Source organism: Phragmitibacter flavus (assembly GCF_005780165.1).
Lineage (GTDB): Bacteria > Verrucomicrobiota > Verrucomicrobiia > Verrucomicrobiales > Verrucomicrobiaceae > Phragmitibacter > Phragmitibacter flavus.
On record NZ_VAUV01000007.1, the window covers coordinates 66,234 to 93,034 of the forward strand.

General features: G+C 56.6%; 24 protein-coding genes. 16 read left to right on the forward strand and 8 right to left on the reverse strand.

Annotated elements, in window-relative coordinates:
• The first annotated feature begins 41 nt into the window (after window positions 1–41).
• The 7 genes from FEM03_RS10240 to FEM03_RS10270 all read left to right on the forward strand — a co-directional run bounded on the left by FEM03_RS10240 (window position 42) and on the right by FEM03_RS10270 (window position 9,192).
• A complete protein-coding gene (locus FEM03_RS10240; RefSeq protein WP_138086159.1) occupies window positions 42–983 on the forward strand; it encodes a hypothetical protein in 942 nt (313 codons plus the stop codon).
• A gap of 107 nt (window positions 984–1,090) precedes the next feature.
• On the forward strand, window positions 1,091–1,888 hold the full coding sequence (locus FEM03_RS10245; protein WP_138086160.1) for a GntR family transcriptional regulator: 798 nt from the start codon (window positions 1,091–1,093) through the stop codon (window positions 1,886–1,888).
• A 103-nt stretch (window positions 1,889–1,991) separates the two neighbouring features.
• Entirely contained in the window at window positions 1,992–5,099 is a 3,108-nt protein-coding gene (locus tag FEM03_RS10250; protein ID WP_240772738.1) for a PSD1 and planctomycete cytochrome C domain-containing protein, read from the forward strand.
• Between the two features lie 38 nt (window positions 5,100–5,137).
• The gene (locus FEM03_RS10255) at window positions 5,138–6,544 is read left to right on the forward strand and encodes a DUF1501 domain-containing protein (protein WP_138086162.1); all 1,407 of its coding nucleotides are present in this window, start codon (window positions 5,138–5,140) and stop codon (window positions 6,542–6,544) included.
• Between the two features lie 24 nt (window positions 6,545–6,568).
• On the forward strand, window positions 6,569–7,444 hold the full coding sequence (locus FEM03_RS10260; RefSeq protein ID WP_138086163.1) for an HpcH/HpaI aldolase family protein: 876 nt from the start codon (window positions 6,569–6,571) through the stop codon (window positions 7,442–7,444).
• A gap of 106 nt (window positions 7,445–7,550) precedes the next feature.
• On the forward strand, window positions 7,551–8,480 hold the full coding sequence (locus FEM03_RS10265) for a hypothetical protein (RefSeq protein WP_138086164.1): 930 nt from the start codon (window positions 7,551–7,553) through the stop codon (window positions 8,478–8,480).
• A gap of 31 nt (window positions 8,481–8,511) precedes the next feature.
• The gene (locus FEM03_RS10270; protein ID WP_138086165.1) at window positions 8,512–9,192 is read left to right on the forward strand and encodes a prepilin-type N-terminal cleavage/methylation domain-containing protein; all 681 of its coding nucleotides are present in this window, start codon (window positions 8,512–8,514) and stop codon (window positions 9,190–9,192) included.
• A 22-nt stretch (window positions 9,193–9,214) separates the two neighbouring features.
• On the opposite strand, the gene FEM03_RS24390 is transcribed toward FEM03_RS10270, so the two are convergent.
• Window positions 9,215–9,367, reverse strand: coding sequence for a hypothetical protein (locus tag FEM03_RS24390; protein ID WP_166442763.1), 153 nt, complete (start codon window positions 9,365–9,367; stop codon window positions 9,215–9,217).
• Between FEM03_RS24390 and FEM03_RS10275 the strand changes: the two genes are divergently transcribed.
• The 3 genes from FEM03_RS10275 to FEM03_RS10285 are packed head-to-tail and all read left to right on the forward strand — an operon-like array spanning window position 9,366 to window position 13,574.
• Window positions 9,366–9,647, forward strand: a complete 282-nt coding sequence (locus FEM03_RS10275; protein ID WP_138086166.1) for a hypothetical protein — start codon at window positions 9,366–9,368, stop codon at window positions 9,645–9,647. The two genes, FEM03_RS24390 and FEM03_RS10275, sit on opposite strands and share 2 nt — an antisense overlap.
• Window positions 9,640–10,602 (forward strand): PilW family protein, encoded by a 963-nt coding sequence (locus tag FEM03_RS10280; RefSeq protein ID WP_138086167.1) that lies wholly within the window; start codon window positions 9,640–9,642, stop codon window positions 10,600–10,602. The genes FEM03_RS10275 and FEM03_RS10280 overlap by 8 nt, the downstream gene beginning before the upstream one ends.
• Window positions 10,599–13,574, forward strand: coding sequence for a hypothetical protein (locus FEM03_RS10285; protein WP_138086168.1), 2,976 nt, complete (start codon window positions 10,599–10,601; stop codon window positions 13,572–13,574). Before FEM03_RS10280 ends, FEM03_RS10285 begins: the two co-directional genes overlap by 4 nt.
• A gap of 48 nt (window positions 13,575–13,622) precedes the next feature.
• Here FEM03_RS10285 and pstB (FEM03_RS10290) read toward each other — a convergent pair whose 3' ends face one another.
• The 6 genes from pstB (FEM03_RS10290) to FEM03_RS10315 all read right to left on the reverse strand — a co-directional run bounded on the left by pstB (FEM03_RS10290) (window position 13,623) and on the right by FEM03_RS10315 (window position 21,934).
• A complete protein-coding gene (gene pstB / locus FEM03_RS10290) occupies window positions 13,623–14,462 on the reverse strand; it encodes a phosphate ABC transporter ATP-binding protein PstB (protein ID WP_138086169.1) in 840 nt (279 codons plus the stop codon).
• A gap of 10 nt (window positions 14,463–14,472) precedes the next feature.
• Complete coding sequence (gene pstB, locus FEM03_RS10295; RefSeq protein ID WP_166442764.1) at window positions 14,473–15,258, reverse strand: phosphate ABC transporter ATP-binding protein PstB; 786 nt, start codon at window positions 15,256–15,258, stop codon at window positions 14,473–14,475.
• Between the two features lie 37 nt (window positions 15,259–15,295).
• On the reverse strand, window positions 15,296–16,969 hold the full coding sequence (gene pstA / locus FEM03_RS10300) for a phosphate ABC transporter permease PstA (protein ID WP_138086170.1): 1,674 nt from the start codon (window positions 16,967–16,969) through the stop codon (window positions 15,296–15,298).
• A 57-nt stretch (window positions 16,970–17,026) separates the two neighbouring features.
• Window positions 17,027–19,351, reverse strand: a complete 2,325-nt coding sequence (locus FEM03_RS10305; RefSeq protein ID WP_166442765.1) for an ABC transporter permease subunit — start codon at window positions 19,349–19,351, stop codon at window positions 17,027–17,029.
• Between the two features lie 129 nt (window positions 19,352–19,480).
• A complete protein-coding gene (locus tag FEM03_RS10310; RefSeq protein WP_138086172.1) occupies window positions 19,481–20,440 on the reverse strand; it encodes a PstS family phosphate ABC transporter substrate-binding protein in 960 nt (319 codons plus the stop codon).
• A gap of 297 nt (window positions 20,441–20,737) precedes the next feature.
• Complete coding sequence (locus tag FEM03_RS10315) at window positions 20,738–21,934, reverse strand: FG-GAP repeat domain-containing protein (protein WP_138086173.1); 1,197 nt, start codon at window positions 21,932–21,934, stop codon at window positions 20,738–20,740.
• Window positions 21,935–22,025: 91 nt separating this feature from the next.
• On the opposite strand from FEM03_RS10315, the gene FEM03_RS10320 reads away from it, so the two are divergent.
• Both FEM03_RS10320 and FEM03_RS10325 read left to right on the forward strand, forming a co-directional pair.
• A complete protein-coding gene (locus FEM03_RS10320) occupies window positions 22,026–22,334 on the forward strand; it encodes a Dabb family protein (protein WP_138086174.1) in 309 nt (102 codons plus the stop codon).
• Window positions 22,335–22,560: 226 nt separating this feature from the next.
• Window positions 22,561–23,403, forward strand: a complete 843-nt coding sequence (locus tag FEM03_RS10325; RefSeq protein ID WP_166442766.1) for a YHYH protein — start codon at window positions 22,561–22,563, stop codon at window positions 23,401–23,403.
• A 70-nt stretch (window positions 23,404–23,473) separates the two neighbouring features.
• Here FEM03_RS10325 and FEM03_RS10330 read toward each other — a convergent pair whose 3' ends face one another.
• On the reverse strand, window positions 23,474–23,923 hold the full coding sequence (locus tag FEM03_RS10330; protein ID WP_138086176.1) for a hypothetical protein: 450 nt from the start codon (window positions 23,921–23,923) through the stop codon (window positions 23,474–23,476).
• A gap of 149 nt (window positions 23,924–24,072) precedes the next feature.
• Between FEM03_RS10330 and moaC the strand changes: the two genes are divergently transcribed.
• Genes moaC through FEM03_RS10350 form a run of 4 tightly spaced genes read left to right on the forward strand, consistent with a single transcriptional unit; the run spans window position 24,073 to window position 26,801 of the window.
• Window positions 24,073–24,525, forward strand: coding sequence for a cyclic pyranopterin monophosphate synthase MoaC (gene moaC / locus FEM03_RS10335; protein ID WP_138086177.1), 453 nt, complete (start codon window positions 24,073–24,075; stop codon window positions 24,523–24,525).
• Window positions 24,526–24,538: 13 nt separating this feature from the next.
• Entirely contained in the window at window positions 24,539–25,069 is a 531-nt protein-coding gene (locus tag FEM03_RS10340; RefSeq protein WP_138086178.1) for a MogA/MoaB family molybdenum cofactor biosynthesis protein, read from the forward strand.
• A gap of 21 nt (window positions 25,070–25,090) precedes the next feature.
• On the forward strand, window positions 25,091–25,510 hold the full coding sequence (locus tag FEM03_RS10345; protein ID WP_138086179.1) for a secondary thiamine-phosphate synthase enzyme YjbQ: 420 nt from the start codon (window positions 25,091–25,093) through the stop codon (window positions 25,508–25,510).
• 52 nt (window positions 25,511–25,562) lie between these two features.
• A complete protein-coding gene (locus FEM03_RS10350; RefSeq protein ID WP_138086180.1) occupies window positions 25,563–26,801 on the forward strand; it encodes a Zn-dependent hydrolase in 1,239 nt (412 codons plus the stop codon).

Consider the following 26,801-nt stretch of genomic DNA (forward strand, 5'->3'; position numbering starts at 1 on the left):
CGCGCTTCAAAGAAAAGAACCGCATCAATAAATTTGTTATTATGAAAGCCACTGTCGCTCAGCCGGATGAAGTTAATAGAAGCAGATACTGTATAGGAATCGTCGGCGGCAATCCCAACACCAACACCAACGCGAAGGCCAAAGCCGTGTGTTGCCTGATGGTGTTGACCTTGATGAGTTTTATCGCGCCCGCCCAATCGGCGGTCACTTTAGGACTGTGGGATTTTGACAATAATGCGGAATTGAATTTCTTAAACACCGCGCCGACCGCTGGCCCTTATGGAGGAAGTGTGTATTCAAATTCCGCTGGTGCTGTGGCTCAAGTGTCGGTTTCAAGCCTGACCGTGGGTTCTGGTTTGACTGGATCTTCGGCTGGAGCCATCAGCGGCACAGGCACCGCGGCTCCTCCGGCTTACAATGGGGTCAGAGGGGCGGATGGAAGCAATGTTTATGTCTTTCCTGCGTCCAGTGCGGTAACGGGATCTCCGGCGACGGCGACGGCGGCGGTGGACTATTTCAGCGTCACGTTGACGCCGGATGCCTCTAGTTGGCTTTCGGTGAGCGGGATCAGTTTTTATGCATGGGCCAACCAGAACTTCACATCAGGAAGTTATAGTTTTTTTGTGCAAAGCAGCCTGACGGGCAACACGATTTTGGGCAGTTTCACGAAGGTTCCTGGGGATGCGGGTGCCGCCGTGAACAACAACACGGCCCCGACAGATGCCAACAATTTGTATGCCTTTGATCTCAGTGGGCATTCAGAACTCACCAATGTCACCGGCCCTGTCACCTTTTTTGTTGGTGTGTATGGCAATGCCAACGGAAGTTTGCGGTTGGATGAGTTGCAGATCACGGGGAGTGTCGTTCCGGAACCCAGTCGGGCGATTCTGGTTGGGTTCGCTTTGACGGGATGTCTGTTGCAGCGTCTGCGTCGGAGAAAGTCTTGGAAAAATGGTATAAAGACCTCTTTTCCAGTCAGTTAGGCAATATCTGGCCGAGTGATGTCACTGATTATTTTTATTTTCGATTAAAAAAGTGTCGACACTATTGTGAACTAGGGATTAAACTGTCGACACTTCAATTTTCTGCCATGACAAAAAACCACATCCCACCTCGGCGAAATTTGGCCAACGAAATCGTTTCCCAATTGCGTAGCGACATCATTTCTGGCGTCGTCAAGCAAGGCGAAGCCCTTGCCGAACCGGTGCTGGCAAAACGTTTTGGGGTCAGTCGCGCTCCGGTGAGGGAGGCCATCATCGAACTGGAACGGGCAGGACTGGTGCAGTTTGAGAGCACCGGCAGGACCCATGTGAGAACGCTTGAGGAGAGGGACATTGCCGAAATCATTGAGACGCGGGTGGCGTTGGAAACGATGGGGGCGCGGCTGGCTGCCATTCATTGGAATGCGAAGGATTCGCGCTGGGTGGAAGCGAATATTGCGGCGCAAATGGAAGCGGCCACAGGGGCGGAATTCAGTCAGTTGGACATCGCCATGCATGAATACATCATGAAGTGCAGTGGCAACGGGCGTCTGGTGGTGTTGTGGCAAAACATTCGCTGGCAGTTTGAGATGGCGTTGACATATATTCACCAGCTCCAGGAAAAACTGGCCTATGATTTGCGCCGGTTCACGGTGACCTGGCATTGGAAGGTGCTGGAGGCGTTGGCGGCGCGTCAGCCGGAGATGGCGGCGAGGATGATGGGGCAGCACATCACGGGTGCCCTTGAATGGTCCATCCCAGGAATTTCGGAGCCGCCGCCCGGTGCGCGTCTTGCCCGGAATTACCGGCCAGGCATGAATGCCACCCGTCCTACTGATGATGACGATGATGCCAATGAAGAAATGATCGCCATTGCCAAGGCATTGGCCAGCAACCGGCCCTCGTAAACATCTGCCCATTTCCGCTGAAAAATTCCTCTATCTGACCCCCGCCATTCACCCGCTTCCACCCAGTTAAATGTCCCGGTTTTCCATCGCACCAATTACCCTATTGATTTTCTCCACGGCTACTTCCGTTTTGGGGGTCGATGACGCGCAGCGTGCGGCGATAAAATTTTTTGAGACCGATGTGCGGCCAATTCTGGTAAACCGTTGCTATGACTGCCATGGCGAGTCCAAACAAAAAGGGGGACTTAGGGCGGATCATATTGGCTATCTGAAGGCAGGCGGTGACACTGGTCCGGCATTGGTGCCTGGAAAGCCGGAGGAATCGACGCTGATGGAAGCGGTGCATTATAAGAATGAAGATTTTCAGATGCCCCCGAAAGAGAAACTACCGGACGCCGAGATCGCGGTGTTGGAAAAGTGGATCAAGATGGGCGCACCATGGCCGGACAATGACGCCAAGAAAGTGACGTTGACTGAAGGCGGATTTACTGAGGAACAGCGCAATTACTGGTTCTTCAAGCCGGTGGCCAAAGTGTTGCCACCCAAGGCTGGCGGAGAGTGGGTCCGCAACAAGCTCGACCATTTCATCGCTGAAAAACATGCTGAGTTCAAACTGTCGCCTGCACCAGAGGCGGGCCGGCATGAACTGGTGCGTCGTGTGTATTTTGACCTTCATGGTTTGCCTCCGACGAAGCAACAAATCGACGCGTTTGTGAATGACACCGATCCGAAGTCTTATGAGAAGTTGGTCGATCAATTGCTGGCGAGTCCGCGTTATGGTGAACGCTGGGCGCAGCATTGGCTGGATCTGGTGCGTTATGCGGAGAGTGATGGTTACAACCAGGATGCCTATCGTCCGTCGGTCTGGCCATACCGGGATTATGTGATCCGATCATTCAACGACGACAAACCCTACAATCGGTTTGTGCAGGAGCAACTGGCGGGCGACGAAATAGCCCCTGACGATCCGAATGTGCTCATCGGAACCGCTTACATGCGGCACAGCATGTATGAATACAATCTGCGCGATGTGCGTGGTCAATGGGATGTTATTCTTACTGATCTAACCGATACCACGGGAGAGCTTTTTCTGGGATTGAGCATGGGTTGCGCCCGTTGCCACAACCATAAGTTCGATCCTATCTTACAAAGCGATTATTATCGTCTGCGGGCTTTCTTTGCCCCGGTGCAATGGCGGGATGATTTGAAGTTGGCGACACCGGTGGAGAACCGGGCGTTTGAGGAACAACAGGCAAAATGGGAGGCGGCGACCGCCGGGATACGCGCTAGATTGGACGCCATTGAAAAGCCGCATGTCGAGGAAGCGGTCGAACGCTGGAGGGTTAGTTTTCCTGAGGACCTTCAGGCGATGACGCGCAAGCCTGTTGAGCAACGGAATGAATTGGAGAAACAACTCGCGGGGTTGTGCGAGCGACAGTTGGAATTTGCCCGCAAGGGGGTCAACGTGCTGGGTCGACTGAAAACGGACGAGGCCAAGAAGGAATACACGGCCATCAAGGAGGAACTGAAGAAGTTTGATCACTTGAAGCCGAAACCACTGCCGCATGCCTTTGTGGCGACGGATGCGGGTCCGGTGGCTCCACCCAACACGCTGACCAACCGCAAAGGTGAACAGGAAGTGGCACCGGGATTCCTTTCGATTGTGGCGCCTGAGTTGCCGCAGATTGAGGCGACAGAAACATCCACCGGGCGTCGCAAGGCGTTGGCAGACTGGATTACGCGTCCGGACAATCCGTTCACCTCGCGGGTGATGGTGAACCGCATCTGGCAATATCATTTCGGACGCGGCATCGTGGCGACCGCCAGTGACTTTGGAACCCTGGGAGAGCCGCCGACCCATCCGGAGTTGCTCGACTATCTTGCAGACAAATTCGTGGCAGGCGGCTGGCATTTCAAGCCGTTGCATCGGGAGATCATGTTATCCGCGACTTACCGCCAGACGGCGCGTCGTGAGCCGGACCAGAAGGCGGCGGAGATTGATCCAACCAACCGTTATTTGTGGCGCTTTCATCCTCGTCGGCTTGATGCGGAACAGGTGCGCGATTCCTTGCTGGCGGTGAGCGGCGAGCTGGATGCCAAGAGCAGCGGTCCTGCCGGTGATGGCAACGGCACCAATCGTTCGATCTTCACCATCAAAAAACGCAATACGCCGAATGAACTGTTGCGTGCCCTCGACATGCCGGGTGGCTTTGCCAGCACTTCGGAGCGTCAGAGCACCACCACCCCGACACAGGCGTTGCAGTTGCTCAATGGTGATTGGGTGATTGAGCGCTCCCGCAAGCTGGCTTCGCGAGTGGATAATGTTGAGGATGCCTTTCTCGCGGTTTTGGGCCGTCCACCAAGAGACAGCGAACGAGTGGCGGCGGAGAACTTCATCGAAAAACGGGTGTCCAAGTCAAAGCCTGTTTCAGCATCCTCGCAGGTTTCCGAGAGTTCATCGTCAGCAGGCGTCTTCAAAATCAAAAGTCCGCGTGAGCGTTTGTTGGTCAACACGATGGATAAAGAGGGCGATGAATTCACCGTCGAGGCGGTGGTGAAGCTCGACAGCGTCGACCCGAACAGGGAACTGCGCACGCTGGTGTCGCGTTGGGATGGTGGCAAGGGGAGTCTCGAATCCTTCGGCTGGAGCATTGATGTGACCGGCAAGAAGTCGCTCTACAAGCCGGGCAACCTTCTGATGCAGCTGGTTGGTGAGGATGAGAATGCGAACATAGGATATCAGGTGGTGGCTTCCAACATCCTCCTTCAAGTGGGTCGCCGGTATCATTTGGTGATTCGAGTCTCTGCTTCCCGTCACGAGGTGGCATTTACGGTGCATGATCTCGACACCCCAGGTGCGGTGGCGCAATCGGCGGTGGCACGCATGGACAACCTGGTAAAGCTAAGTCAGGGTGATTCGCCGATTGTTCTTGGGGGACTAAGCAAGCGCACGCCAACGCGGCAGTGGGATGGGAACATCGAAGCCTTGCGCATCATGGTGGGCAATGGCTCGGGAGGCGAGATCCAGCGCGATTCTGGAAAATGGGGGGCAGGGCTGTTTGTGTGGCGCGCGGAAGATCCGCCAAGTCCCCAGTTTGCCTGGAGCGGCATCGATTCCGAGGAGAGCGAGGCCAATCAACCCTTCCGTCAGGCAATGAATGACCTGTGCCAGATGTTGCTCAACACCAATGAATTTTTCTATCTGCATTAAAGCGGTTCTTCAATCACTCATCCTATCCTAGTCAAGTTATGTCCTGTTATCGTTACGATCATCCTACTTCACGACGTGATTTTTTACAAACTGCCGGTGGTGGTTTTGGTGCGGTGGCACTGGCTGCACTAATGAGTGAAAAGAGTGAAGCGGCGCCGGTTCTTTTGCCTCATCGTGCGGCCAAGGCCAGGAGTGTTATCTTTCTATTTATGGAAGGTGGCCCAAGCCATCTGGATACCTTTGATTACAAACCGCTGTTGAACAAGCTGGCTGGGCAATCGTTGCCGGGGAGCTTCAAGGCACCCCTCACGGCTGCGGGTGAGGCGATGTCTCCACTGTTGGAAAGCAAACGATCATGGAAACAATACGGGCAGGGGGGGTTGTGGGTTTCGGACTGGTTTCCCCATGTTGCCCAGCATGCCGATGATCTCGCCATGATCCATTCGTGTGCCTCCAGCGGCATCAATCACGCGGGCGGTGTGTGTTCGATGAACACTGGTTCGATCTTTGGTGGCCGGCCATCCCTTGGTGCGTGGGCCTCTTATGGGCTCGGTAGTGAGAACCGGAATCTGCCGGGTTTTGTGGTGATCAAAGACAGTGAAGCCACGGTGGTCAATGGTGTGCGCAACTGGGGCAGCGGTTTTATGCCAGCGGTTTATCAGGGGGTGGAGTTTAACTCTGAGGGAACACCGATCAAGTTCCTCGACAACCCGAAAGGGATGGACCGCGAGCGCCAGCGCGACCGGCTGGACTTTCTTGCGGAGCTAAACCGTGAGTTCAATTCCACGCGTGTCAGCAATACGGAGCTTGATGCCCGCATCAAAGGTTATGAACTCGCCTACCAGATGCAGGCCGAAGCCCCTGGAGCGGTGGATCTGAGCAACGAAACAAGCGCCACAAAAAAGCTTTACGGCATGGACGACAAAAACACGGCCACCTTTGGCAGGAACTGCCTGCTTGCCCGTCGGCTTGTCGAAAATGGGGTGCGTTTTGTGCAGCTCTACAGCGGTGCCGGCAGCAAGTGGGACAGTCACAAAGGCATTGAGGGCAATCACTCCAGGTTGTGCCATTCGGTAGACAAACCCATTGCTGGTCTGCTGGCGGATTTGAAGGCTCGTGGCATGCTTGAGGAAACGCTGGTGATCTGGGGCGGCGAGTTTGGTCGCACTCCCATGAGTGAACAGGGGGACGGTCGCGATCATAATCCGACCGGCTTTACCATGTGGATGGCCGGTGGAGGGGTGAGAGCCGGGCAGGCCTACGGTGCCACCGACGAACTGGGGTTGTATGCCGTGGAAGACTGTCTGCATGTTCACGACATCCATGCCACCATCCTGCATCTGCTGGGCGTCGATCATACCCAACTTGTTTACCATCATAAAGGGCGCCCGGAGCGCATCGACCAGAACGAGGGGCATGCGTATAAAAAGCTGTTGGAGGCTTGAGCAGGACCACTCACCAAACATTTTATGGATACTTCACCGCCTACTCAACGTCTCCCGCAATTTGGCACGTGGTTGCAGACCGGATCTCCCATTATTGCCGAACTCGCGGATGTGAGCGGTTTCGATTGGTTGCTCATTGATCTCGAACACGGCTGCGGAACGGATGCATCCGTGCTTCCGCAACTTCAGGTGATTCGCCGCGCTTCGGCCATCGTCCGTGTCAGCGCGCCGCATCCTGATCAGATAGCGCGAGCCCTCGACTGGGGCGCGGCTGGCATCATGGTTCCGATGGTGTCGACGGTGGAAAAAGCCGAAGCATGCGTTCGTTCCATGTATCATCCGCCGCGAGGGAATCGTGGGCTGGCGCGAATGGTGCGGGCCTATCAGTTCGGTCTGGAAAGTGAAACTCCACCGCCGCTTTTCTTTGCCCAGATTGAATCGATCGAAGGGGTGGAGAATGCCCGGGCGATTGCGGAAGTGGATGGGGTGGATGTCCTTTTTGTAGGGCCAATGGACCTGCAGCACAACCTGGATGCTTTTCCACACAACACCACGCGCGACTACGCCGCCTGCTTGCGGGAAGTCGCTGCGGCTGCGGCGTCAGCAGGCAAAGCCTGTGGTTTGCTGTTGCGGCCTGTTGATGATGCATCAGTGCTTCAAGATCTCGGCTTTACCTATATGGCCAGCGGCACGGACATCACGTTTTTGCGTGACAGCTACCGCAAAGTTCTTGAGTTGCAGTGGGGTAATCCTGGGAAAACGAATCGGTTGAACGGGTCTAATGGTTCAGCTCCTGACCTTCAAACTGCGCAGACACTTCTAACCAGCAAGAATGGTTCAAATGGAGGAATTGCCAAAGCCGAATCTGCCTCAAACGGACAATGGCATTCGAATCCATAAACCCTACATCGAAGCACCGAAGCATGTTCATGCTCCTCTGATTTTTGATCGGAGATACGTCAACCGTTTCAGTCAGTCATTCACGCAATCCTCACTTCGACATTCTATGAATACGACGCTTTCATCCTATAAAACGCATGAGTTCGGCAGGGCCAATATCCTGGGCGCAATTTTCATCGGAATTCTCCATTTTGGGCCCAACACGGAGGCTGCGGTAACTCTTTCTGTGAGTGGGATCTATGACGAGAACACGCGGGCTGCCAACACCATTGATGCAGAGGCCCCTGGCAATTCAGTGACACTGGCCGCCCATACAGCGGTTGTCAACGCGGCTTTTAATTTGGGCACAGGGGGAGTGATTAATTTCGACCAGCCAAATGGAGTCAATGCTGACGCGAAGGGTAATTCAGATACCAACAATGCCGGCTCAAAGACTTTGATCAACGTCAACTATGGTTCCGGAAAGAGTTTTGCGATCAACACTAGTCTGGAGTTTGACATGCACGTATTTACCAGTCTGGCCGCAATCTCCGGCAATCCAGGGTCTGGGGGGAATTCAAAAGGTATCGCTATGGCAGGGGGTTTGGGGCATGACTTAAAGCCAGGATGGTCGCTTGCATTCGGGCCAATCAGTGGAGGTGACCCTGGTGAAGCCATTACCACAATGAGCTTTGCCTTGCTATCTCGTGATTTCACCGGTGCTAGGGACCCTATGCAGGTCACCGTCGAATGGTTTCTCAACGGAAGTGCCACTCCCTCGTTCACACAAACCGATATGATTGATGACACCAGATATACCGCCGGTGGCGCAACTGGTGACGATACGTTTTTCTCCTACACTGCTCCAATTGGAACTTATATCAGTGGGTTTTCGACAATTTACGGAGGCACAGTGAATACCGACCGTCGCCTGGGCATTGATGACATTGGATTCACGACCTCGATTGTTCCAGAGCCTTCACGTGCTCTTTTTATGGGCATGGCGTTTGTTGGTTGCTTGATGAGCCGTCGTCGCGCGGGAGCAAATTGCGGCTGAGGCAGACAATTTTCCCCACTATCTATCTGCCATGGATTCGTTCCAGATATCCAACCGTCTTCGTGAGACTCGCGTTCGCGCCGGTTTCACCCTGGTGGAGATTCTTGTGGTGATGGTCGTCATGCTGGTCATCTTGACGGTGTCGTTCACTGGACTTGGTGGAGCGATGCGGGGGCTGGCATTGACGGATGCGGGTAATAAATTCACGCAACTTTGCGATGCGGCGCGGCAGCGGGCGATGAGTGCCAATGTGTTGACGGCGGTGGTCGCGGTGACGGCATTGGGTGTGCCCGAGGATGGGCGGGCGTTTTGCATTCTTGAATGTCCGCCGGGCGGGCCATGGAAACAGACGAGGGAGTGGGAATTTATTCCGGATGGGATGACACTTGATCTTTCGACCACGACCGAAAATTTGCAGACGTTTGCGGAGTTGTCTCCAGCAGTGTTTCCATTTAACGGCGGCACAACGGGGGCTCCGGTGGGATTCCGGAATCATAACAAACTTGCCGAGGGAACTTATGCGGCGCGAATTTTCCTGCCGGGTGGAAGTTTGAAAAATGCCAGTGAGCCAGCGAGGTTTCAGATTGTGGAGGGAGTGAGTTCTGGTGGGGAGACCACTTATAGTCAGGTGGGCGATGGGCAGACGCCGGTGAACTATTACAGGATCACGCTAATTGGGGCAACCGGAGGGACCAAGGTGGAGAGGCCATGATACACCAACGACCCCTTCGTTCTCAGCCTGCGTTCTCACTGGTGGAGGTTGCTCTGGCGCTTGCGGTGGCGAGCCTGGCCATCATGTCGGTGTTGGGGTTGATGCCGATGTTGATGAATTCGGAAAGGGAGAACACGGCGACGAGTGTGTTCCCGGCGATGTGTTCACAGGTCATGGGGAAATTGCGTGATGAAGCTTATCCTGCCGCGCTGCCGGAAGAGGTCCGTTTGATGTTTTTTACCGACCAGGGCACGCTGACTGGGAATCCGACGGATGCCGTTTATCGATGCGAGATTTCTCATCGGCCCCTGCCGGTGGAGGCCGCAAGAAGTGGTGGTTCCAATGCGCCGACACCCGGGCACCACTGTCACCTGGTAGAATTGAAATTCCGCTGGCCGGTGGGTGCATCGGCGGGAGATGTTCGAATTTTCCATGCCACTCTAGCCAATGACTGACCCCAATTCCATTCCCGAATCAAACACCCAGACGCGCCGGACCCAACGAGCAGGACCTTTCAGCGAGAAGGGTTTTACCTTGGTGGAAATTATGGTGGCTTCCGGGGTGCTGGGGCTGTTGCTGATTTCACTGGCTCAAGTTGCCAGCACGGTGGCCGATACCTGGAGCTCCGGTCATGCCCGGGCCGAGCGTCGTCAACATGGTCGTGCCATCGTTGATTTTATTGGCAAGGAGTTGCGATCGGCGGCGCTGCCGGTGCATCGGGAGGTGTTGAGTGGCAAGGCGGATTTGCAGTTCATGCTCAATCCGACCCAGGTGAGTTCGGAATTAAAAAATCCGCATGCTTTGTTCTGGCAGGCACCGGTGGCAACGGACACTGGGCATGGGTCCTTGGCCAAGCTGGGTTATTTTGTGCGATGGGATGGCAACAAGCCGATGTTATGTCGTTTGTTCATCAATCCGAATGACAGCAACTACCTGATTTATGATGAGGAGAAGATTGGTTCATGGATGAACGCAGGCATCAGCCAGTCGGGGACACCAACCTTGCAGAATGGATGGGTTGGACTCTTTGCGGAGAATGTGCTTGGCTTCTGGGCGCGCTGTCTTGATCGCAATGGTCAACCTATCACCCAGACAGGGGGGGAAGGGCTATTTGATTCGAGAGTCAGTTATACCAGCACCGTGGAAGGGGAGGCGACCACTTATCAGGCGCCGGTGCTGCCTTTCAGTGTGGAGATTTCCATTGTCATGGTGGATTCACGTTCGGCATCTCGATTTAACGCGGGAGTCAAGACGGCGATCATGGACATGGCAAGCCGGGCAGGCACGGTCAATGCCGCCACCTTTATTGAGGCGTTGAAAACCGCGTCGGCGCAAGATAGCAAGATGCTTCCGGTGTTGCGCAGTGCGGTGCCTTACCAAATGCAAGTTTACCTGGAGAATTCGCCATGAAGTTCAAAAGAGATGGGTTCCTGTCAGGGCGTTGCGGGGGAGCGGCGCTGATCATGACGGTGATTTTGCTGGCCTTGATCACCGTCATGGTGATGGGGTTTGCGAATCTGGTGCGGAATGAAACGGCGTCTGCCAGCTCCCATCAAGGGCGGGGGCGGGCACTGCTTTTTGCTCAGATGGGCACGGACATGGTGACTTCGACCCTGCGCAATTTGACGGCTGACCCCTCACTAACTTGGGCGAGCCGGCCTGGCGCACTTATCACTGCATTGCCTGAACATCCTACTAAACTGGTGGTGCAAACGGATTTGCATTCAGGCATGCCTTCAGCGCGTTTGCTTGATGTCACATCTGATGTTAAAGAGATCTTTCGCCCGGCCAACCTGAATGTGTCGACGCTGCATGACAATGGCAGCCATCTTATTACGGACCAGAGTTTGGCTGGTGGTTCTTCGCCGATTTCATTGCCATTGCGTTGGGTTTATCTTCGCCAGGATGGTTCGGTGGATTTTGCTGAGGAACCGGATTTGACGGACGAGGACAACCCCGTCACCGGACGTTTTGCTTATTGGGCGGATGATGAATCGAGCAAGGTGAACATCAACACGGCGTGGAAACGCAACGCCCCTGGGGACAGTAATACGGCGGAGAACTACAATTCGTTTTTTCCGACGCATCCCAGCGGTGTTGATCTGGCCAGTGTGTTTGCGGAGGCGGATTCTTCTCTTGATGCAGAGGCGGCGCGATTGAAGGCCGACTTTCTGCATGCTTACATTACTCCCAATCATCGTTATACCGACATGGCCGGCAGTGCGGGACGGTTCTTTAATGATCTTTCGGAAATGCGCCGGTTGGACCATCTGCCAGGGTCGCCTGGTGGGTTTGCGACGGCGTTGTCGAATTCGAAGTTTCAGCTCACGCATTACAATCATGATCCTGATACGACGTTTTTTAATGAGCCGCGATTTGTGCTTACCACGCAAGAAAAGTATGCGCCGCGCAATCCAGATGGAACGCTGATGAGAGATGCGAACGGGGTTCCTTATTTTCTTGATATTCTTAATGTGGCGAACAGCGATCCGGGCGAGGCGTCCAGTCAGAATCTTAGCCGGGTGAAACTCGACAAGACGATTCGCAAACTCATCACCTATCTTCAGCGGGTGGACTGGCCGATGACATCGAACGAGACGGCCAGTCTTCAGTCGAAATATTATCCCGGGACCAATGAGCTGCGGCTGACGCAACTGGCACTTAACATTCTGGAGTATGTGCGTAGTGCGGAGTCGTCTTTGGATCTGGTGGAGCCAATCCGGGGGATTATTGATTTGCCGGGCACTTATGGAACACCTGGTGCTTTTGTTGCCAATGCGCATGTTTCGGGGGTTATCAACGTAGGGTCCGGTGTGGCGAATATTTATAAAGGCAGCACGAGGAATCTTTTTATCACGGAGGTGTCGGCCTGGGTGGGAGATACTCCGGTGGTGCGTGGGGGAAATAACTACTGGCCTTGTGAATTGTTTTGCGAGATACACCTGCCTAAGCATGGCGGGCTGGAACAGATTAACTTGGCGGACGTGGATGGGAAGATGGTTTCGGTGGGATTTTCCACTTATCTGAAAAGTCCGGGTGAGTTCTTTTCACCGGATACCTTCGCGACTTTTACGGGGAAATACATTCCCTGTCATGCCACCACCATCATGGGGGGGAATACGATGATTGGGGCGGGGGAATACCGGGTGGTGCGACTTAAGACGGTGATCCGAATCAACAACAGGCCCACGACGATGCCGTTGCGACTGGGGTTGGCGTTGGGTCCTAAATTGACTCCTTCGCAGGTGGCGACTGAAGGGGTTCCTGATCCGGGTTCGGTGGTCAATCATGCGCGGCGGCTGGAGTTGGTGCCGGTGGGGCAGACCTTTACGATGACTTTGGATGGCGCTTCTGTCAGTCCAGAGAGCATCAGATCTTATGAGGTGACGGAATACAATGTGAACAGTGTGGCGCGCAGTTGGACTCATGATGAAAACGGCGTGCTGCTCCCGCGGTTGGATCATAGCTTTGGAAATGTGAACCAGCGGACGCTGGGTATCTTGGGGAAAGAGGCTTCCTCCTTGACGTTCCTTCCTACGGGTGCACCTGAGCTTGATGTCGACAAGGATGGTAAGTTGACGGACGTTGGGTTACGCATGCCGTATCCCAAAGGCCATGCGAAAAATCCTCATGGCATTGTGTATTCAGCGGGCGAGTTGGGGTTTATTCATACAGGGATTGAATCGAACCGGAATGCGACCACGGGTGGTGTGCCGTTTCGCACGTTGAGGCTGCAACCCAGCAGGCACGACACTTCGGTGGTGCCGGACTGGGCTTTTATGGATTTGTTTTCGGCTCCGGTGGTGGTTCCCAATGCGGTGCGGACGGTGTTTGCTCCGAATGATTCGGCGGTGGCGGGTCGGGTGAATGTGAACGCCTTGGTGGAGCCGTATGCGGACGTGACTCGGCACCCGCAACTCGCGGGTTCATTGGAACGTAATCTGCCGCTGATTGCCTTGCTTGCTGGGGTGCCAAATCCATCGGAGACGGATGAGGATCGGTTGTTAACCACGGAGCAGGCCAGGACAATTGCCGAGAACATTTATTTTCGTAGGCTGGCGAGCGGGGGGAAGAATTATGGTTATGCGGGGGCTTATGATTCGCCGGGAGAGATTGCGGAGATTGAGGGGGTGGCGGATCAGGGGGAGTTGTCGGAGTCGGTGCTGCGGGGGATTGCGAGTCTTGTGACGACGCGTGGCAGTGTGATCAGCATTTATACGATTGGTCAATCATTGCAACAGACGCGAAGCCGGGAGCTGATGGTGACGGGTGAGCAGCGACAGCGCACGATGTTGGAGGCGTTGCGCGAGTTGGATCCGACGACGGGTTTGGCGACGCAGGTGAGGTTCCGGAAGGTTGGACACAATGATTTGTATCCGTGACCGGGGGGGAGGGAATGGAGCCTCCTTGCGTCGGCTGCTACGGGTTAATCAACTGAAGCGGCCGGTGATGTATTCTTCGGTTTGTTTCTGGCCGGGGTTCTGGAAAAGCTGAAGAGTGGGGGCGTATTCGATCAGTTTGCCAAGGTAGTAGAAGGCGGTGCGGTCGGAACAGCGGGTGGCTTGTTCCATGTTGTGGGTGACCATGACGATGGTGAACTCACTTTTCAACTGCACGATGAGTTCTTCGACCTTGGCGGTGGCGATGGGGTCGAGGGCGGAGCAGGGTTCGTCCATGAGGATGATCTCGGGACGGACGGCGACGGCGCGGGCGATGCAGAGACGCTGCTGCTGACCGCCGGAGAGGCCGAAGGCGCTGGTTTGGAGGCGGTCTTTGACTTCGTCCCAGAGGGCGGCGCCTCGGAGGCTGGTTTCAACGGCTTCATCGAGGATGTTTTTGTCTTTAACGCCGGCGATGCGGAGTCCGTAGGTGATGTTGCCGTAGATGCTGTCGGGGAAGGGGTTCGATTTCTGGAACACCATGCCGACGCGTTTGCGCAATTCGGTGATGTCCTGGGTGGGGCGGTTGATGTCGTCGCCGTCGATGGAGAGGGTGCCGGAGGTGACGCGGGCACCGACGACCATGTCGTTCATACGGTTGATGCAACGCAGCACGGTGGACTTGCCGCAGCCGGAGGGTCCAATGAAAGCAGTGACCTGGCGGGGCGGAATGTCGAGGTGGATGTCGTAAAGCGCCTGCTGGGTGCCGTAGGAAAAGTTCACATGGTCGAAGCGGATTTTGGCTTCGGCGGCAGGTGTCGGGGTCGATTCGGACATCGCGGAACTGGGGCGGGCTTTGGTTTGTGGAGGTGATTCAATGGTGGCTTGCATGGCGGTCGGGTCAACTAAAGAGTCCGGAGATGTAGGCCTCGGTTTTTTTCTCGCGTGGGGCGGTGAAGATCTGGCTGGTCGCGCCGTATTCGATGAGCTGGCCCATGAACATGAAGGCGGTGTGGTCGGAACAGCGGCTGGCCTGCTGCATGTTGTGGGTAACGATGGCGATGGTGAACTCTTTCTTGAGGTCGAGCATCAGTTCTTCGATCTTCAACGTGGCGATGGGATCGAGTGCGGCGCAGGGTTCGTCCATGAGGAGAATCTGCGGCTGGTTGGCAATGGCGCGTGCGATGCAGAGGCGTTGCTGCTGACCACCGGAGAGGCCGTAGGCGCTTTCCTGGAGGCGGTCTTTGACTTCGTCCCAGAGGGCGGCGGAACGGAGGGAGCGCTCGACGACTTCGTCGAGTTCCTTCTTGCCGTTGCGACCGGCGACGCGGAGGCTGAAAACGACGTTTTCGTAGATGGTTTTCGGGAAGGGGTTGTATTTTTGGAACACCATGCCGACACGTTTGCGCAAGCTGATGACTTCGACGGTGGGATCATAGAGGCTGGTGCCGTCGATGCGGATGTCGCCTTCGTGATGGACGCCGTCGATGAGGTCGTTGAGGCGGTTGAGGTTGCGGAGAAGCGTGGATTTGCCGCAACCGGAGGGACCGATGAGGGCGGTGATTTCGCGTTCTGGGATGTCCATGCAGACATCGAAGATGGCTTGTTTGGCACCATAGTAGAAGTTGAAGTGGTCCACTTCAATCATCTTGGGATTGCAGTAGTCGGACGGCGCGGAGGAGCTCATGCTGCTGGAAGGCGAAGTTTGAGTGGCCGGTGGTGGATTAGAAAGTGCTGGCTGCATATTTCTTGCGGAGATTGTTACGGATGCGGATGGCGGCTACGTTCATGATGACCACGAGGAGGATGAGGAGCATGGTGGTGGCAAACACCATGGGTTTGGCGGCCTCGGAGTCGGGTGATTGGAAGCCGAGGTCATAAATGTGGAAGCCAAGGTGCATGAACTTGCGTTCGGCGTGAATGAAGGGGGCAGTGAGGTCAAGGGGCAGGGAAGGGGCGAGTTTGACGACGCCGACGAGCATGAGCGGGGCGACTTCGCCGGCACCTCGGGCCATGGCAAGGATGACGCCGGTGAGGATGCCTGGGAGGGCACTGGGAAGAACGACGCGCTGGATCATCTGCCATTTGGAGGCTCCACAGGCGAGCCCGGCTTCGCGAACTCCGCGTGGGACTGCAACCAGGGCTTCCTCGGTGGCGACGATGACGACCGGGAGGGTGAGGAGGGCGAGGGTGAAGGAGGCCCAGAGGACACCGCCGGTGCCGAAGGTCGGGGTGGGGAGTGCGGAACTGAAGAAGAGCTGGTCAACGCTGGCTCCGACGAAATAGACGAAGAATCCGAGGCCGAAAACACCAAACACGATGGAAGGGACACCGGCGAGGTTGTTGACGGAAATGCGCACGGACTGGACGAGAAGTCCTTGTTTGGCGTATTCGCGGAGGTAGATGGCGGCAATGACTCCGAGCGGGGTAACGAGAACGCTCATGAGGATGGTCATGACGAAGGTGCCGAAGATGGCGGGGAAGATGCCGCCCTCGGTGTTGGCTTCCCGCGGTTCGTCGACGATGAAGTTCCACAGGCCTTGGATGAAGTGGCTGACCTTGCCGAGGAAGCTAAGATCGTTGGGCATATAGTAGTGGACGATCTCGCCGATGTGCTGGGTGCGTTCGGTGTTGTCGGCCAGTTTGTAGACGAGGGTGTTTTCGTGCTGGCGGGCGCGAAGCGCCTGGGCTTCCTTGGCAAGAACCTCGTAGTCGGCCTGGAGGGCCGCGCGCTTTTCAGTAATTTCGGCGAGCTTCTGTTGTTTGTTCGAATCGTTGCCCTGGGTGAGGACTTTTTCGTCGAGTGCGAGGCTGGAGAGCTTGTTGTTGATTTTGCCGATCTTGCCCTTTTCGACCTTCTTGATCTCGCCGCGGCGATTGTTGACCTCTTTGACGACGCGTTTGAATTCGGTCTGAAAGGTCGGGTCGGTGGCGGAGATCACCCTGCCATCGACAAGTTTGAGGGAGACGGGGAAGAAGATGGAATCACCGTATTCCAAACGTTCGGCCATGTAGATGCCGGAGGGTTTGGTCTGGTTGCTGATGCTGTTGACATCGAGGTAGCGGAAACCGTTGCCGTAGGCGTCTTTGTTGCCGGTGAAGAAAAGGTATTCCTGGACGATTTCGCCGGGTTTGGTGGGGTCGCGCCGTTCCTGGGTTTTGCGGACCTCACCGGCAATGACTTCAGCCTTGCCATTGGCAGTGGTGGTAAACTGCAGGACTTCGCGGGGCCAGAAGACCACGAGCCCTTGGATGAGGATGAGCAGCATGAGGCTGATCACCATGATGATGCCGGTGGTGAGTCCAAGGGCGGAAAGCCAGACGTTGGTTTCACCGAGCTGGGAGTTGGAGACACGGGCTCCGGGAACGCCGAATTTTGGTTTTGCGATGTCGTGCATGAAGGGGACGTGCTGAAAGGTTTCGCGAAAGGTTGGGTGCGTGCGTTGCGGTGGGGGTTAGACGAGCTTGAATTTTTCGCGCAGGCGATGACGCATGATTTCGGCGACGGTGTTGAGGGCGAAGGTCAACATGAAGAGCACCATGGCACCGAGGAAGAGAACTCGGTAGTGGGTGGAGTGGACGGGGGCTTCGGGGAGTTCCACGGCGATGTTGGCGGAGAGCGTTCGCATGCCGGTGAAGATGCTCATGTCGATGATTGGAGTATTTCCGGCGGCCATCACGACGATCATGGTTTCTCCAACGGCGCGACCGAAGCCGATCATCAGGGCGGAGAAGATACCGGCGGAGGCAATGGGCAGGACGATGGTGCGGACCATTTGCCAGCGGGTGGCACCGAGGGCGAGGGAGGCGGCCTTGAGTTGTGGCGGGACGTTGCTGAGAGCGTCTTCGGTGATGGTGAAGATGATGGGGATGACAGCGAAGCCCATCATGAAGCCGACGCTGACGCAGTTACGCTGGTCGTAGGGAGTGCCGGTGACGTTGGGCCACCAGAGGCGGAAGTCGGCGATGGAACGACCGGTGCCGGGATCAGTGACCACGAACGCCCAGCTTTCGAGCCATGGTCCGAGCGACCAGGCGATCCAGGCGAGGAGAGCCATGGGGATGAGGAGCAGGAGGTATTCGCTGCCGACGGGGACTTTGGCGCGGACACCGACAGGGAGTTTGGTGTAGACGAGGCCGAGGATCATGACGCCGATGGGCAGTGAGATGATGGTGAGCAGGATGGAGGGGATTTTGTCCTCAATGAGCGGGGCAAGCCAGAGACCGGCAAGGAAACCAAGAACGACGGAGGGGAGGGAGGCCATGATCTCCATGGCGGGTTTCACGATGGTCTTGATGCGCTGGGGCAGGAAGTTGGCGCTGTAGATGGCGGCGAGGAGAGCGATGGGGACCGCGAAGATGAGGGCATAAAAGGTGCCTTTGAGGGAACCGACGATGAGGGGAATGAGGGAAAGTTTGGGTTCGAAGTCGTCGGTGCCGGAGGTGGACTGCCAGGTGTATTCGGGCTGGCTGGCACCTTCATACCAGATTTTGCCGAAGAACGCCCTGATGCCGGATTCGGGGTGTGGGTCGTGGTAGAGGTAGCGGTGCAGGGTGCCTTCGGTATCAAGGAAGAACAGGTGCTCGCACTTGCTGTCGAGGATAGCGTCCTTGATCTGGAAGGGGAGCTTCTTTTCCCAGCGCACGGATTCGGAGGTGGTGTGGCGCATGGAGACGTAGTCGCCTCCGGCGCTCATGAACACCTTGTTGCGGAGGCTGTTGGCGAAGAAGGTGGTGGCGTTTTCGAGTTTTGGGAGGGTTTTGATTTGACCGTAGAGACGCTGGGTTTGTTTGATGCCCTCGGGGTTGGTGATTTCCTGGTTGTAGAGGCTCCAGACTTCCTGGTGGCCTTCCATGCTGGTGACGACGACGGAGACGTCGCCAAAGACGAAGCCGATGCTGGCGATGCGTTTGTCTTCGAATTCGCTGAACGGCTGAAGTTCCTGGCGGAGCTGGAGGTTGGTGCCGTTGGTGATGTGGAAGTAGTAGAGGCGGCCTTCGGTGTCGGTGACCATGACGCTGTCGCCGACGTTGGAGGCCATGATGCGGTCGGGTTTGCCTTTGAGGAAGGGGGTGAGGTCGAAGTTGCCGCCAACGGTGGGGGCGCTGGAACCCATGAGGCCGCGCCGGGAGACGATGGTCATGGCGTGGACTTGGGGGGTGCCGTCGACATCTTGAACGGCGGCGAGGACTTTGGCGGCTCCGCCATCGCCGTAGGAGACGGTGGTGAGGGGTTTGCCGGGGACGCCGAGCGGGTAAAATTCTTCCATGGTCACTTCGGCGGTGATGGCGGGAAGGTCGTCGGCTTTGACGGCGAGCTGGCTTTTGTAGCCGACACGGAAGGAGCCGATGCGGCCATCGGTGGTGCCGATGACGACGCGGTTGTGGCGGGCTTCGAGTTTGATGGCGTTGGATATGACGCCTTCGGGAAGAGGCACGGGCATTTCCTCGAGTCGGGCGTCTTTGGCTTCGAGGTCGGCGAAGCGGAGGGAGTTGCCGTCGAAGAAGAAAGGTTTACGAGCCCACTCGTCGACGCCGATGACGCCCTTGCCGGTGATGCCAAGGGGGAAAGATTTTTCCTCATGAGCCTCGGCACCGCCGAAGAGCGGGAGGATTTCCATGAGGATGAAAAAGAAGATGCCGAAGACGGCAACGATGATGCCAAGGCCGCCAATCTGGATGGCGCGGGTCATGAAACGGTCGAGCAGCAGGGTGCTTTTGGAGGCGAGGAAGCGCTCGGGCACGGGGCGGGAAGAGGTCGGCGACGGCTGGTCAGGCATGACGTGTTGGCGAAGTGGGAGTGTTGGGAGAGAGGTAGGGATGGGGAGCTTGGATCCGATCATCCAGCCGGATGGAAGTGGGAGAAAACATCGGCCAGCGTGGAAGCTGGCCGATGCAGAAGGAAGTGATTACTTCACGAATTTGACGGACTCTTCGGAGACCGCAGCTGGGATTGGGAAGTAGCCGTCTTTGATGACGATTTCCTGACCGGCTTTGGACACGACGTATTTGATGAACTCTGCGGTGAGAGTGTCAGCAGGAGCGTCGGGTTTGCGGTTGATGTAGAGGTAGAGGAAACGGGCCAGTGGGAAATCACCGCTGATGCAGTTCTCGTAGCTGGCTTCGAAGAACTTACCGTCTTCAGTGCCGAGGGGCACGGCGCGGACGCCGGAGGTCATGTAACCGATGCCCGAGTAACCGAGGCCGTAGATGTCGCTGGAGATGCCTTGCACAACGGCGGAGGAACCTGGCTGCTCTTTGACGGTGTTTTTGAAGTCACCTTTGGCAAGAGCGACTTCTTTGAAGAAGCCGTAGGTGCCGGAGGCGCTGTTACGTCCGTAAAGGCTGATGGCGCGGCCTGCCCAGTCGGAAAGACCAACTTGGTCCCAGGTGGTGATGTCCTGGCCACCGGCTTTGCGGGTGCTGGAGAAGATCGAGTCAACTTGGGCAAGGGTGAGGCCTTTGATTGGGTTGTCCTTGTGGGCAAACACGGCAAGGGCGTCAACGGAGACTTTGATTTCAGTTGGCTTGTAGCCGAACTTTTTCTCAAAGGCGTCGATTTCTTCAGCTTTCATGGCGCGGCTCATAGGAGCGATCTGGGCGGTGCCTTCGATCAGCGCAGGAGGGCCGGTGGCGGAGCCTTTGCCTTCGATCTGCACGTTGACGTTAGGGTAGAGGGCGTTGAAGCCTTCAGCCCAGAGGGTCATGAGGTTGTTGAGGGTATCGGAACCGATGGAGTTGAGGTTACCAGAGACGCCGGAGACCTGTTTGTATTCGCCGATGGCGGCGTCAACGGTAGGCTTTGCAGCCTGAGCGAAACCTGCGACGCCAGCGATAGCGAAGAGGGGAAGAATAATATTGGGTTTCATGCTGTTTATATTCAGTCTTGTGTTTGGTGAACCGGATGGTTCCGGCACCCCGCATCAATCGGGAAACGGGGCACAGGGGCAACCGGGGGAGGGTGAACAAAACGTCACAGAGGGGGTTTTACGTAGGTAGATTTGGGGGTGGAATGTCACACAACGCGGGGTTGGGTAGAGGCGTGTAAAACGAAAAATCGTGTTCGTCCGATGAGGGTTGAACACGATTTTTGGGAGAGTTCGAGGCTCGATCCGAGCCTTGGATTCGGGAGGGAAAAGGCCCGGGACGGGCCTGCTACTTTTATATCAACCTTCGTTCCAGAGGATGTGGGTGCCGGATTTGCCGGCGCAGACGACGTCTTTTTTGCCGTCGCCATTGAGGTCAACCACACGGATTTGCAGGCCGATGCCGGGTCCGCCTTCGGCGATGGTGAAGCGCTTGAAGGTTTTGGTCTCCTTGTTCCACTTGAAGTAGTAGATCACGCCGGGGTCGTTGTCGCCGGGGTCGTTGCCGCTGTGTCCGCGCACTCGGCGACCGGTGATGAGTTCAGGCTGGCCGTCACCGTCGATGTCTTCCCATTCGAGGGAGTGGGGTTGGGAGAATTTGTTGTCGATAAGATGGGTGCGCCAGTTGGTGCTGCCGTCCTTGTTGTCGTCGCGACGTTCCTCCCACCAGAGGCCGTAGTTGTGACCATCGCCCCAGATGATGTCGGCGCGACCGTCGCCGCTGAGGTCGACCACCTGCATGGGGCAGCTGGCGTGGACAAAGGTGAAGTCGTTGTGGAGTTTCCAAGGCTGGGTGGTGGCGTCTTTGGCGGGGCGTTCATACCAGCCATTTTTGAAGATGATGTCTTCCAGTCCGTCGCCATTGATGTCGCCGAAACCGAGGCCGTGGCCATTGGTGGATTTGCCGGCGGGGTGGATGATCCACTGCTGCATGGCGGGTTCGCCTTTGTCGTTTTTGATCAGTTTGTAGCAGGCCATGGGGTTGTCGTCGTTCCAGGAGTTGACGACGAATTCGGGGATGCCGTCGCCGTCCATGTCGCGGAAGGTGGTCCACTCGTTTTGCTGGAGTTTGGTGTCGATGAGCACGTGTTTTTCCCAGGGCGTGCCGTTGGCAAGGCCTTCGGTGCCGGGGTTTTTGAACCAGGAAATTTCTCCATCCATGAAGGAACCGCTGACAATGTCGATCCAGCCGTCGCCGTCGACGTCATAGGCGTGCTCGGCGTTGTTGGTCATGTAGTCCTTGCCGAAGGGAAGCAGTCTGCGGAGGGGTTTTTTCTCGGTGAAATCGGGTCCGGCATACCAGTATTCACCGGCGCTGATGTCAAGTTTTCCGTCCTTGTTGTAGTCGGCCACGGCGCAGCCTTCATTGTTGTCGACGTGGAGTTGCTGGACGCGGAATTTGAGGCCGGCGGGTTTGGCGTTGGCGTTTTGGGCGTGGGCAAACGTCAGCGGCGAGCTGAGAGCAATGGTGAGGAGGGCGGCGTGGCGGAATTTCATGGAGATGAGTGTATCAAAACGCTTTTCAGCGGGGCTGTCATGCTTCAAAATGATTTTTCAATCGAATCACCTCATCGCACCCATCTCTCTCATGTTTCATAATGTTTATTTTTGGCTGAAGGCGGACACGACGTCGGAACAACGCTCGATGTTCGAATCGGAATTGATCAAGTTGAAGGAGATTCCTTATCTGGTGCATGGTTTTGTGGGCAAACCAGCGCCGACGGAGGAACGTCCGGTGACGGATCATAGTTTTGATTATTCACTGACGCTGCACTTCAAGAATCTGGAGGATCACGATCATTACCAGACGAAGTGTGAACGTCATCTGCACTTTGTGGAGGTGTGCAGGCCGTTGTTTGACCGGGTGGTGGTGTATGACACCTCGCCGATTCATTGATGGGGACGGGCCGCGCCGTTGTTATCTGCAATCCGAAAATCCCAGATAGGTGAAGTCGGCTTAAGTAAGCGAACGTTGACTGAGACCACCCGATTTCAACGTCATGCTTACCTCAACCGTTTGTCCTAGGATCGATCCACGCTTGTTGGTTCTACTCTGGCTTGTCTTTTTCTCGTGCTGGTCGTTCCTGGCCGCGCACCCAGATCACTCCGTCAACCAGCGCGGTGTGGTCAAACCTGTTCCATCCACCCAGGCCGCACCCGCTGATGCGACGGTTACGATCACCATTGAGGGTGACAAACGTGTCATTACCGCCAACGGCCTGCCTGACCATGCCACCGGTCGCTTCCCCAATCGGGACAATCCACACCGCATCACCGCCCAGCGCTATCAGTTCACGGTGCCGCTCTCGCCTGTTCCTGCCCCCCAACCTGTGCCACTCGTGCGCCAGCCTTTCGGCATCGCGCTCAACGGTGTTGTCTTCGATCCCGGCACGGCTGAGACTTGGCAAAACGACCGCGACTCGGGCTGGCACTACGAGGCGCTTGGAAGTGCGTTTTCGCTCGGTCTAGACACGAATCACGGTCACGTGCAGCCATCGGGAGCCTATCACTATCATGGCATTCCGGTCGCTCTGCTTGAACGCCTCTCCGGCGGACGACCGGGTCTCACGCTCCTGGGATGGGCAGCCGACGGATACCCAATTTACGGTCGCTGGGGTTACCGCGATGCACGGGATGCCGCCACCGAGATCGTTGTCCTGCGCTCCAGTTACCGCCTCAAATCCGGCTTGCGTCCGACCTCGAACGGGCAACCCGGATGCACCTACGATGGGGTTTTCATTGAGGATTTTGAGTTCGTCGCTGGCTCCGGCGATCTCGACGCGTGCGGAGGCCGCTTCGGCGTCAGCCCCGAGTTTCCGAAGGGCACCTATCATTACGTGCTCACTGATGACTTTCCTTTCGTCCCGCGCCTCTTTTACGGAACGCCGGATCCGAGTTTTGCCCGTCGTGGTGGCCCTGGCCCGAACAACGCCCGCCGCCCGCCGCCTCGCGGCAACGCGCCTTGATGCCTTCATTTCATTGATGGCGCCTCCGTTCTGGAGGGGAAGCCGGGAATCGAATGTCCGCGATACTTTTTCAAGGGGTGATGGCCCAGGCGCTGACGCGGCTGTTGGTGAATTCGGCCCATTTACGCTCAAAAGGGAGGTAGGTGACGGTGGGCTGGTAGTAGATGCCTATGTCGTGGTAGTAGGGATGGCCATAGCCATGGTAGCCGCCGCCGTATCCATAACCATAACCGAGGCTGGTGCTGTGGACGGCATCATAACCGGCATAGCTCCAACGTTCGGTTTTGGTGCCTTGACGACTGCCACCAGATTTGCGGTTGGGGTTACCCCAGGCAAGGAAGACGGCCTGTTTGCTCATGCCTTCGGAGATTTGGCCGGTGGCGACGAGGCGTTTCTGGGACTCAGGAAGATCGTTGTAGATTTGCGGGTTGTGTTCAATGCGTTTGGCGATGGGAGACACGCAACTGGCCAGCAACAAGGCACAAAGAGCGGGGAGAAGGTAAACAATGTTCTTCTTCATGGGATAGGATTTTCGATTTGCGGAAGTTGCACGCGAAATGAGCATTACGTCAAGAGGATAGACCGAGGTGGGGGTGTTCTGTTCACTTCCCCGCGCGAGGCAGTGGAAAAATTTGGCAGCGTTGACGGGCAGGTGTTAGGGTGGAGGGAATGTCGCTTACACATATCAATGAACAGGGCAAGGCCAGCATGGTGGATGTGTCTGCAAAGCCGGTGATGGCGAGGGAGGCAGTTGCCAGGGGGCGGATTCAGTTGCAGGCGGCCACGTTGGAGTTGATCCGGCAGAATGAAATCAAAAAAGGTGATGTGCTGGCGGTGGCACGGATCGCGGGCGTCCAGGCGGCGAAGCAGACGGCGAATTTGATTCCGTTGTGTCATCAGTTGCCGCTGAGCAAGGTGGGGATGGACTTCGAGTTTGAGGAAGACGGGATCAGCGTGACGGCGGTGGCGAAGACGGCGGCACAAACAGGGGTGGAGATGGAGGCGTTGACGGCGGTTAGTGTGGCGTTGCTGACGATCTACGACATGTGCAAGGCGGTGGACAAGGCGATGCGGCTTGACGGAGTGCATTTGGTGAGCAAGACGAAGGAAGTCATTGAGTGAGCTGCCTAATTTTATGAATGCTGTTTTCCAAAGTCCGCTGGTTGGTATCGCTGCCAATGTTGCACCGATCCTAGTGGGAATCGTGACGGTGTCGGATCGTGCGAGTGCCGGTGAATACGAGGACCAGGCGGGGCCGGCGTTGCAGGGAGTGGTGGAACAGCGGGGATGGAAGGTGTTGGCGCAAGCGTTGGTGCCCGATGAGATCGGCATGATTCAACAAGCTGTGAAGTCGCTGGCGGCGCAGGGATGTGGCTTGGTGTTGACGACCGGTGGAACGGGCATGGCGGAACGCGATGTGACACCGGAGGCGTTGCGTGGGTTGATGCGGGTGGAGTTGCCGGGTTTTGGGGAGTTGATGAGGATGAGGTCAGTGGCGTTGACGCCGAATGCGATTTTGAGCCGTTGTCTGGCGGTGGTGGTGGAGGATGCGCTGGTGATTGCACTGCCGGGCAAACCGCAGGGGGCGGTGGATTGTTTGGGGTTTGTGTCAGGAGCGGTGCCGCATGCGGTGAAACTGGCGCGGCGTGAACCCACCAGTTGCTGAAGCAGCATTGAAAACCGAGGCATGAATGCACACGCTGAAACTTTTGGCATCAACACCCGGGGCAAAGGGACGTATGAAATCACCGAGCTGGCACAGCGGGTGGTGCGGGCCAGTGGGATACGGACTGGAACAGCCACGGTGTTTGTGCAGCACACGAGTTGCAGTCTGGTAATTTTCGAGAATGCGGATCCATCGGCGCGGACCGATTTGCATGCGTATTTCGATCGCCTGGTTCCAGAAGATGCGCCGTATTTTGTGCATACTCATGAAGGCCCGGATGACATGCCGAGTCATTTGCGCATGGTGCTGACAAGGACCAGTGAAGTCATCCCGGTGGTGAATGGGGAACTGGCGCTGGGGACCTGGCAGGGATTGTTTTTGTTTGAGCATCGGCGGGCACCGCATGAGCGAAAGATCGTGGTGTCTGTTTTGGGAGTTTGATTCCTCAATTTTCGCGGTAATGGATGGCATGACAGATGATCTGAGCAGGTCGATGATTTCACCCACGCGCACGATTGACGAGTTAAAGGAGCTGCGGGCGTTGACGGGGGATGAGGAAGGGGCGCAGCGGCTCGCGTTTACGGATACCTGGGTGGTGGCAAGGTCGTGGTTAATGAGCAAGCTGCAGGAATTGCCGGTGGAAACGCATCGGGATGCGGCGGGCAATTTGTGGAGCACGCTGAAAGGGGAGTCGGAGAAGGCGGTGTTGATTGGCGGTCATATCGATTCCGTTCCGAACGGAGGCTGGCTGGATGGATCGTTGAATGTGCTGGCGGGATTGGAGGTGCTGAGGCGGGTCGCGGCGCAATACGATGGACGGCCTCCGGTAACGGTGAGGTTGGTGGATTGGGCGGATGAGGAAGGAGCGCGTTTTGGCATGAGTCTGTTTGGATCCTCGGCTTGCGCGGGGAGTCTGGATGTGGAGGTGGCGCGGGGATTGGTGGACAAGCAGGGGGTGAGTTTGCCGGAGGGTTTGCAGCGGGTTGGCATTGATTTTGAAAAGGTGAAGGAGAGTCATGCCGAGTTGGAAAATGCGGCGGCTTATGTGGAGTTGCACATTGAACAGGGACCGGTGCTGCTGGATCTGGATCTGCCGTTGGGTGCGGTGCTGGGGACGTTTGGGGTGGAGAGGAATGCGATCATTTTTCGAGGTCAGGCGGCGCATTCAGGAAGCACGCCGATGAATCGTCGCAAGGATGCTTTGCTGGCGGCGGCGAAGATGAGTTTGGAGATTTACAACATCGCGGAATTGCATGGCGGGGTTTGCACGATCGGGTCGTGTGTGACGAAGCCGGGGATTGTGACGAGTGTGGTGGAGGAGTGTCGGATCACGCTCGATCAAAGGCATCTGGATCCGGCTGCCTTGGCGGAGATGTTGAAGGATGCGCGGAAGGCGAGCGAGCGGTTTGCGACGGAAGGGAAGGTGGTGGTGGAATGGGAGCCGATCTGGTCGATCCCGCCGCGTCCGTTTGATGAGGCGTTGATCGATTTTTGTGATGAGGCGATCAGGGAGACGTGCGGGGTGTCGCATCGATTGCCGTCAGGGCCGTTGCATGATGCGGCGGAGATGGCGGGGGCGGGGATCCCGACGGTGATGATGTTCACGCAGAGTTTGCATGGGATCAGTCACAACAAGATCGAGGATACGAAAGAGGAGCACTTGGAGTTGGCGGTGCTGGCCTTGGACCGGTTGGTGGGCAAGGTGATGGAGAGGGTGGCCGCAGCGAGCTAA